Below are 9,361 nucleotides of genomic sequence, written 5' to 3' on the forward strand. Positions count from 1 at the left end.
GTAGCCCCTCGGTCGGGCGGACCCGATGGCGGGCAACCTCGATGCGCCCGAGGGAATCCGAAGGAGTCGCCGAAGGCGAGGACGAGGATGACAAAGGGGAAGTCCGGAGCGAACGCTCCGGACCGCAATCGTGGGCGCCCGCCATCGGGTCCGACCGACCGAGGGGCGACCTACGAACACCCAACTCGTCCCCGTTTTACAACCACAGCAGCCCCCCAAAATTGGCAGCCCCCCCACTTTCAGGCTAGAATGCCAAGTTACCCAATTCCCCCGCCAGCCCAGTATCCGGTTGTGCGGTCGGGTCGAAGCCTTGCCAAACCGCAAGACCCGCTTCGCCCCGCAAATCCGATTTCCGCAAATTCAACAGGAGAATCAACATGGCTGAACGCAAACGCGTGCGTCGCAACACCCTGGAACGCCGTTGCCTGGGCAAGGCCTTCAAGCGCTTGTTCGTCAAGTCGCCCAAGGGTGTGTTCAAGATGCTGGAAAAGATCAAGCGCGTCTAAATGACACGCCGGCCGCGCCAGGTTCCTGGCGTGCGGCCTGATCGAAAAAAATCCCCGCTGGTGCGAACCGGCGGGGATTTTTGTTTGGGCGGCCGGGCACGCCAGCGGTAGACAAACGGCCCGGGGAAACTGGCGAGTGGGCGACCCGCGTTGCCGGCAGGCCATTGTCGACGGGCCGCCTGCAACGCCTGCGATTGATGCCGGCCGCGCTCGCTGGCGCCCACTTCAGCCCCAGGCGTCAACCCCGCAGCTTCGCCAGCACCTGCTCGGCGCGCGGCAGCGGATTGACCGCGCCGTAGCCCAGCGTCGACAGCGCCGCCGCCACGTTGGCGTAGCGCACCGCGTCGGCCCAGTCGTCGCCCTGGCAGCGGCGCGCCAGCAGGCTGCCGGCGAAGCAGTCGCCGGCGCCGGTCGCGTCCACCGCCTCCACCCGCAAAGCCGCCACCGGGGTGCGCGTCTTGCCGTCGTCGATGACCGAACCGTCCTTGCCCAGCTTCAACACGACCACGCCCGTCGCCCCGGCATCGCGGATCCAGTCCAGCGTGCGTTCGGGGTCGTCGTTGCCGGTCAGGTGCTGCATGTCGTCCATGCTCGGCAGGAACAGGTCGGCATGGCACAGCGCCTCGCGCAGCACGGCGCGGGCCCGGTCCAGCGGCCACAGGCGCAGCCGCAGGTTCGAATCCAGGCTGACCTGCACGCCGGCCGCGCGCGCGCGGCCGATGGCCGCGAAGACCGTGTCGCAGGCGCTGGTGCTGATCGCCAGGCTGATGCCCGAGACATGCAGGAAGCGGGCGCGCTCGATCAGGCCGCCGTCGAGCGTGGCCGGCGTCATCAGGCTGGCGGCGGAGCCGCGGCGCAGGTAGCTGAAGGCGTGGCCGTCGGGGCCGTGCTGCACGAAGTACAGGCCGGTGTGCGCGCTGGCGTCGACTTCGACGCCCGAGGTGTCCACCCCCTCTTCGCGCCACAGGGCCAGGAACTGCGCGCCGAAGGCGTCGTCGCCGACGCGGGTCAGGTAGGCGCAGCGCGCACCCTGGCGAGCCGCGGCGATGACGGCGTTGGAAGTGTCGCCGCCGAAGCCTTGCAGGTATTGCAACTCGCCCTGGCGGGTCTGGTTCAGTTCGACCAGCGGCTCGCCCAGCGCGACGATGTCGAAATCAGCCATGGGCGGCCTCGCGGGTGCGGATGATCTGCGCCACCAGCGCGGCGGTGTCGCGCGCGGCGAAGGCGGCCTTGTCGTAGAGGTTGCTGCCGATGCCGACCAGGCCGGCGCCGGCGGCGAAGTACGAGGCCATGTTCTCGGCGGTGACGCCGCCGGTGGGGCAGAACACCGTGTCCGGATAGACCGACTTCAGCGCCGCCAGGTGCTTGGGGCCGCCGGTATCGGCCGGAAACACCTTGACCACGTCGACGCCGGCGCGGCGCGCGGCCAGCACTTCGGTGGGCGTGAAGGCGCCCAGCAGGCACAGGGCGTCGGCGGCGTGCGCCAGGTCGACGATCTCGGTGGCCAGGGCCGGCGACACCAGGAAGTCGGCGCCAGCCACCAGGGCCTCGCGCGCCTGGGTTTCATCCAGCACCGTGCCCACGCCCAGCAGCAGGCTGGGACCGTGCTTGTCGCGCAGCGCGCGCACCAGGTCGGTCACGCCCGGAATGGTCCAGGTCAGTTCCAGCGTGGTGCAGCCGGCGGCCACGGCCACCTCGGCGGCGTAGGCCGCGGTGGCGGCGTCCTGGTAGCGCAGCACGGGCACGACCCGAGCGGCGAGCAGGGCGTCTAGCTTCGAGGCAAGGGGAGCAGCAGTCATGGCATTCCTTTCGGGACGGAGCGTTCAGGCGCCGCCGGATGGCAGCACGGCGAGTTTGGCGGCGGCCGCATCGCGCAGCCGCAGCAGGGGTTCGATATAGGCGGATTGCGGATCGTCGCGGCGCCGGAACATCAGCGTGCTGACGCTGACGCAGGCCACCGGCTGGCCGGCGGCATCGCGCAGCGCCACGCCGTAGCAGACGATGCCGGGCTCGTTTTCCTCGTTGTCCAGCGCGTAGCCGCGCGCCGCCGTCTCGGCCAGCGCCGCGCGCAGCGCGGGCAGGCTCGCCACGGTGCCGGGCATGCGCGATTCCAGCGGCAGGTCGCGCAACAGGCGCTCCCGCGCCGGCTCGCCCAGCGCGGCCAGGTAGGCCTTGCCGACCGCGCTCGAATGCAGCGCCACCGCCGCGCCCACGCGCGAGGCCATGCGCACCGGGCCGGGGCTTTCGAGCTTGTCGATGTAGATCATTTCGGCGCCGGCCGGCACCGCCAGGTGCACGGTCTCGCCGGTCGCGTCGCGCAGCGCCTGCAGATCGGCCGCGAGCGCGGCGCGCAGGTCGAACTGCGACCAGGCGCGGCTGGCCAGGGCCAGCAGGCGCGGCCCCAGGCGATAGGCGCCGTCGGTTTCGGCCACCATGCCCTGCTCGGCCAGCGCGGCCACGATGCGGTAGACGGTCGGCCGCGGATAACCGCTGCTGCGCGCCAGCGCCGCCGCCGTGGGCGGCTGCGGCGCGTCCGCCACCGCCTGCAACACCGTCATGAATTTGGCGAACGCCGCGGCGCCCGCCACCTTGGATTCCGACACGACCGCCCCCACCTCGGGTAGATGCCCTGCGTTAACAATGCGCCCGCAGAATGCACCCGGCAAACCGCGCTAATTTCAGACGAATCTGCGATACTGTTTATTTGTACAGCAGCGGAGCGCATGTTTGACCACATTGTGGACACATGCCTCACGATATAGGCAATTATTCCACATCGCCGCGCCCGGAACCAGCCACTGGCCGTCGTCCGGGGCCGCGCCCTCCCTCAGGCTACGATACCGTCCATGAGCTCCCAAATCCGCATCGTTGGCGCCCGCCAGAACAATCTCAAGAACCTGGACCTGACCATCGCCACCGGCGAACTGGTGGTCGTGACCGGCGTGTCGGGGTCCGGCAAAAGTTCGCTGGCCTTCGATACCCTCTACGCCGAGGGCCAGCGCCGCTACGTGGAAACCTTCTCGCCCTATGCGCGCCAGTTCCTGGACCGCATGGACAAGCCGCAGGTGGACCGCATCGAAGGCATCCTGCCGGCCATCGCCATCGACCAGACCAACCCGGTGCGCAGCTCGCGCAGCACGGTCGGCACGATGACCGAGCTCAATGACCACATCAAGCTGCTGTTCGCGCGCGGCGCGCGCCTGCACTGCCGCGGCTGTGGCAAGGTAGTGCAGCGCGACACCCCGGAATCGATCTACCGTTCGCTGGCCGAGCGCTCGGCCGCCGCGGGCGATCCGCGCCTGGTGGTGACCTTCCCCATCGCCGTGCCGGCCAACTTCACCGAAGACGAAGTGCGCGGCTTCCTCGAGCAGCAGGGCTACACCCGCGTGCACGCCGAGGAAACCGCCGTGCCGAACGCCACCGCGCCGGCCAAGGGCGCCAAGAAGGAAAAGGGCAAGGCCAAGGCCGCCGCCGAGGAACGCCGCATCCTGCACGTGATCCAGGATCGCTTCCGCTTCGCCGGCACCGAACGCGAACGCGTGATGGAAGCGCTGGATACGGCATTGCGCATGGGCGCCGGCCACCTGGCCGTCTACGTCATGGACGCCGAGGGCGCCGACGCGCACACCTGGAAGTACAGCGACCGCCTGCACTGCGCCGACTGCAATATCGAATACACCGATCCGCTGCCCAGCAGCTTCTCGTTCAACTCGCCGCTGGGCGCCTGCGAGGCCTGCCGCGGCTTCGGCCGCGTGATCGGCATCGACTTCGGCCTGGTCATTCCCGACGAGAACAAGACCCTGCTGGAAGGCGCCATCAAGCCCTGGACCACGCCCTCGTACAAGGAATGCCAGGACGAACTGCAGAAATACGCGCCGCGCGCCGGCGTTCCGCTGGGCGTGCCCTGGAAGAGCCTGAGCGAGGAGCACAAGCGCTGGGTGCTGTACGGCACGCCCGACTGGAAGGGCGGCAACGACGCCTGGAAGCACCAGTGGTACGGCGTGCAGCGCTTCTTCGACTGGCTCGAGACCAAGTCGTACAAGATGCACGTGCGCGTGCTGCTGTCCAAGTACCGCAGCTACACGCCCTGCCCCACCTGCAACGGCGCGCGCCTCAAGCCCGACGCGCTGCTGTGGCGCCTGGGCACCAAGGCCGAGGCCGACGCCGTGCTGCCGCCGGAAGACGGCCGCTACAAGCGCTTCATGCCGGTCGGCGCCAACTGGAGCCGCGAGCAGCTCGACAACCTGGACGGCCTGTCGATCCATGACGTGATGCTGCTGCCCATCGAACGGGTGCGCACGTTCTTCGACAAGCTGTCGTTCGAAGGCGCGCTGGACGCCGCCACCGACCTGCTCATGACCGAGGTGCGCGCGCGCCTGAAGTTCCTGTGCGACGTCGGCCTGGGCTACCTGACGCTGGACCGCCAGAGCCGCACGCTGTCCGGCGGCGAAGTGCAGCGCATCAACCTGACCACCGCGCTCGGCACCTCGCTGGTGAACACGCTGTTCGTGCTGGACGAACCGTCCATCGGCCTGCACCCGCGCGACATGCACCGCGTGGTCGAAGTCATGCATCGCCTGCGCAACGCCGGCAACACGCTGGTGGTGGTGGAGCACGACCCGCAGGTCATGGTGGCCGCCGACCGCATCATCGACATCGGCCCCGGCCCCGGCGAACGCGGCGGCCAGATCGTGTTCGACGGCACGCCGGCGCAGCTGCGCGCGGCCCGCACGCTGACCGGCGACTACCTTGGCGGCCGCCAGCGCGTCGAAGCGCCGCGCCCCATGCCGGTGGCGGCCAACACGCCGCGCCTGCTGCTCGAGGGCGTCAACGCGCACAACCTCAAGAACGTCTCGGTCGAGCTGCCGCTGGGCCGGCTGGTGTGCGTGACCGGCGTATCCGGCTCGGGCAAGTCGACGCTGGTGCAGGACGTGCTGTTCCCCGCCCTGCTCAAGCAGAAGGGCAAGCCGTCTGAAGCCCCGGGCGCCTTCGAGCGCCTGCTGGGCGCCGAGCAGATCGCCGACGTCGTCATGGTCGACCAGACCCCGATCGGCAAGACCGCGCGTTCCAACCCGGCCAGCTACGTGGGCGCGTTCGACGCGATCCGCAAGCTGTTCGCGCAGGCGCCGCTGGCGCGGGAACGCGCCTACACCGCCGGCACCTTCAGCTTCAACGGCGGCGACGGCCGCTGCCCGACTTGCGGCGGCACCGGCTTCGAGCACGTCGAGATGCAGTTCCTGTCCGACGTCTACCTGCGCTGCCCCGATTGCGACGGCAAGCGCTTCCGCCCGGAAGTGCTGGAAGTGCGCGTCGAGCACCTGGGCAAGAGCGCCTCGATCGACGAGGTGCTGGAAATGACGGTGAGCGAGGCGCTGGAATTCTTCAAGGGCCTGCGCGACGTGCAGACCGGGCTGGCGCCGCTGGCCGACGTCGGCCTGGAATACGTGCGGCTGGGCCAGCCGGTGCCGACCCTGTCGGGCGGCGAGGCGCAGCGCCTGAAGCTGGCCGGCCACCTGGCCGAGGCGGCGCGCAGCGGCATCTCCACCGCCAAGGTCGCCAAGAAGGGCAGCCTGTTCCTGTTCGACGAACCCACCACCGGGCTGCACTTCGATGACGTCGCGCGCCTGATGCGCGCCTTCCGCAAGCTGCTGGCCGCGGGCCACACGCTGCTGGTCATCGAGCACAACCTGGACGTGATCCGCGCGGCCGACTGGCTGATCGACCTGGGCCCCGAAGGCGGCGACGCCGGCGGCCTGGTGATCGGCGTCGGCACGCCGCAGGACCTGATGGCCAACCCCGCCTCGCATACCGGCGCGGCGCTGCGCGACTACGAAGTCAGCATCCTGCCGGCCGACGTGGTGGTCAGCAGCGACATCGACGCGCAGGAGGCCGAACAGGCCGGCCTGACGGCCCGCATCGCCGAGCCCGAAGCCGTCTATGGCGCCGGCGAAGGCACGCCGCTGCAATCCCTCATGCGCAAGCGCCGCCAGGACAACATGGCGATCGAGATCCGCAACGCGCGCGAGCACAACCTGAAGAACGTCAGCGTCGAGATCCCGCGCGACAAGTTCACCGTGATCACCGGCGTGTCCGGCTCGGGCAAATCGACCCTGGCCTTCGACATCCTGTTCAACGAAGGCCAGCGCCGCTATCTCGAATCGCTCAACGCCTACGCCCGCGCCATCGTGCAGCCGGCCGGCAAGCCCGACGTGGACGCCATCTTCGGCATCCCGCCGACCGTGGCCATCGAGCAGCGCACCAGCCGCGGCGGCCGCAAGTCGACCGTGGCCACGATGACCGAGATCCACCACTTCCTGCGCCTGCTGTACGTGAAGCTGGGTACGCAGTACTGCCCGGACTGCAACGTCGCGGTGGAGCCGCAGAACACCGACCAGATCGTGGCGCGCCTGCTGCGCGAACGCAAGGGCGAGCACATCGGCCTGCTGGCGCCGCTGGTCACCGCGCGCAAGGGCTACTACACCGACCTGGCCAAGTGGGCCGGGTCCAAGGGCCACTCGCACCTGCGGGTCGACGGCGAGTTCATTCCGGTGGCGCCGTGGCCGCGCCTGGACCGCTACAAGGAACACACCATCGAGCTGCCGGTGGCCGACATCGTGGTCGACCCCGCCAACGAGGCCGACCTGCGCGCCGCCGTCAAGAGCGCGCTGGAAAACGGCCAGGGCGTGATGTCGGTGGTGTGGCCCGTGAACAAGCTGCACGAAGCGCTCGACAGCGAACTGCAGCAGCAGCACTTCTCGGTCAAGCGCGCCTGCCCGTCGTGCGGCACCAGCTTCCCCGAGCCCGATCCGCGCCTGTTCTCGTACAACTCCAAGCACGGCTGGTGCACCGGCTGCTTCGGCACCGGCCTGCAACTGCAGGGCTTCGACGAAGAACAGACCGGCGAGGAAACCGCCTGGAACGCCTGGTACGAAGGCGAGGCCAAGGTCTGCACGCAGTGCGACGGCCAGCGCCTGAACCGGGTCGCGCGCGCCGTGCGCTGGCGCGACAAGTCGATCGCCGAGCTGGCCTCTCTGCCGGTGTCGGACGCGCACACCTTCTTCACCGGACTGGTGGCGCGCGGCCGCGAAGGCGAGATCGCCCGCGACATCCTCACCGAGATCCGCGGCCGCCTGAACTTCATGCAGGAAGTCGGCCTGAACTACCTGGCGCTGGACCGCGCCGCCCCCACCCTGTCGGGCGGCGAGGCGCAGCGCATCCGGCTGGCGGCGCAGCTGGGCTCGAACCTGCAGGGCGTCTGCTACGTGCTGGACGAGCCCACCATCGGTCTGCATCCGCGCGACAACCGCATCCTGCTGGACGCGCTGGCGCGCCTGGAAGGCAACGGCAACACGCTGGTGGTGGTCGAGCATGACGACGACACCATCCGCCGCGCCTCGCACATCATCGACATCGGCCCCGGCGCCGGCATCCGCGGCGGCCGCGTGGTGGCGCAGGGCAGCGCGCAGGACCTGATCGACGCGCCCGAATCCGTCACCGGCCGCTACCTGGCCAAGCCGCTGCAGCATCCGCTGCAAGGCCGCCGTCCGGTCGAGGCCGACACCCCCATGATCGAGATCAAGGGCGCGCGCCTGCACAACCTGCGCAGCGTCGACGCCAAGATCCCGGTCGGCCGCCTGAGCGTGGTCACGGGCGTGTCCGGTTCCGGCAAATCGACGCTGGCGCGCGAAGTGCTGCTGGACAACCTGATGCAGGCCGTCTCGCAGGGCAAGGCGCCCGGCTGGGCCGGCTGCGAGAGCATTCAGGGCTGGGAAGCGATCGACCGCGTGCTGGAAGTGGACCAGACCCCGATCGGCAAGACGCCGCGTTCATGCCCGGCGACCTACGTCGGCTTCTGGGACGACGTGCGCAAGCAGTTCGCCGACACCCGCGAAGCGCGCATGCGCGGCTGGACCGCGGCGCGCTTCTCGTTCAACACCGGCGACGGCCGCTGCCCGATCTGCGAAGGCCAGGGCATGCGCACCATCGAAATGAACTTCCTGCCCGACGTGAAAGTGCCGTGCGACGCCTGCAACGGCGCGCGTTTCAACAGCGACACGCTGAGCGTGCAGATGCGCGGCAAGAACGCCGGCGAACTGCTGTCCATGGAAGTCGATGACGCCATCGAATACTTCGCCGCCCATCCCAAGATCCATCGCCCGCTGCAGCTGATGCAGGACGTCGGCCTGGGCTACCTGACGCTGGGCCAGCCGTCGCCGACGCTGTCCGGCGGCGAGGCGCAGCGCATCAAGCTGGTCACCGAGCTGTCCAAGGCGCGCCTGACCGACGGCCTGATCAAGACCGGCCGCGCCTCGCGCATCCCGCACACGCTGTACGTGCTGGACGAGCCGACCGTGGGCCTGTCGATGGCCGACGTGGAAAAGCTGATCCACGTGCTGCACCGCCTGGTGGAAGCCGGCAACACGGTGGTGGTGATCGAGCATAATCTCGACGTTATCGCCGAAGCCGACTGGCTGCTGGACCTGGGCCCCGAAGGCGGCACCGGCGGCGGCAAGCTGGTGGCGCAGGGCTCGCCGGAACACGTCATGACCCTGAGCGACCACTCCCACACGGGCCGGGTGCTGACGGAGTTCCTGGCACAACAATAAAGAGCGTCATGCATTGTCGTTTTGAAGACCGGCTGTCCGGCCGCGCCCTGCGGCTGGACGGCTTTCTGGCCCGCATCGAGGCGCGCGCGGCGGCCGAGGTCGGCCCCGCCCTGGCCGCCATCGAGGCGGCGCGCCAACGCGGGCACTGGGTCGCGCTGCTGCTGGACTACGAGCTGGGAGAATGGCTGTTGCCCGAAGCCGCCCGGCCCGCGCCCGCCGGTCCCTGGACGCCGCCCCATGATGACGGCC

5 protein-coding genes and 1 pseudogene are annotated in these 9,361 nt (G+C 69.5%); 3 read left to right on the top strand and 3 right to left on the bottom strand.

The annotated features are described in order from the left end of the window. Positions 1-377 precede the first annotated feature (377 nt). Positions 378-506: a hypothetical protein gene (locus AOZ53_RS35185; RefSeq protein WP_006226408.1), complete on the top strand. Its 129-nt coding sequence runs from the start codon at positions 378-380 to the stop codon at positions 504-506. Positions 507-744: 238 nt separating this feature from the next. Here AOZ53_RS35185 and AOZ53_RS32635 read toward each other — a convergent pair whose 3' ends face one another. From AOZ53_RS32635 to AOZ53_RS32645, 3 genes are read right to left on the bottom strand one after another with little or no spacing between them, the layout of a single operon-like run. Continuing rightward, on the bottom strand, positions 745-1,668 hold the full coding sequence (locus tag AOZ53_RS32635) for a sugar kinase (RefSeq protein WP_054491002.1): 924 nt from the start codon (positions 1,666-1,668) through the stop codon (positions 745-747). After that, on the bottom strand, positions 1,661-2,305 hold the full coding sequence (locus AOZ53_RS32640) for a bifunctional 4-hydroxy-2-oxoglutarate aldolase/2-dehydro-3-deoxy-phosphogluconate aldolase (RefSeq protein ID WP_054433959.1): 645 nt from the start codon (positions 2,303-2,305) through the stop codon (positions 1,661-1,663). The genes AOZ53_RS32635 and AOZ53_RS32640 overlap by 8 nt, the downstream gene beginning before the upstream one ends. A 24-nt stretch (positions 2,306-2,329) precedes the next feature. Beyond that, complete coding sequence (locus AOZ53_RS32645) at positions 2,330-3,109, bottom strand: IclR family transcriptional regulator (RefSeq protein WP_054434024.1); 780 nt, start codon at positions 3,107-3,109, stop codon at positions 2,330-2,332. Positions 3,110-3,352: 243 nt separating this feature from the next. On the opposite strand from AOZ53_RS32645, the gene uvrA reads away from it, so the two are divergent. Both uvrA and AOZ53_RS32655 read left to right on the top strand, forming a co-directional pair. Continuing rightward, positions 3,353-9,112 (top strand): excinuclease ABC subunit UvrA, encoded by a 5,760-nt coding sequence (gene uvrA / locus AOZ53_RS32650; protein WP_054433960.1) that lies wholly within the window; start codon positions 3,353-3,355, stop codon positions 9,110-9,112. 8 nt (positions 9,113-9,120) lie between these two features. Continuing rightward, a pseudogene (locus tag AOZ53_RS32655) lies at positions 9,121-9,361 on the top strand (aminodeoxychorismate synthase component 1); the annotation flags it as partial.

The organism is Achromobacter sp. 2789STDY5608621 (genome assembly GCF_001299375.1).
GTDB lineage: Bacteria > Pseudomonadota > Gammaproteobacteria > Burkholderiales > Burkholderiaceae_B > Achromobacter > Achromobacter insuavis.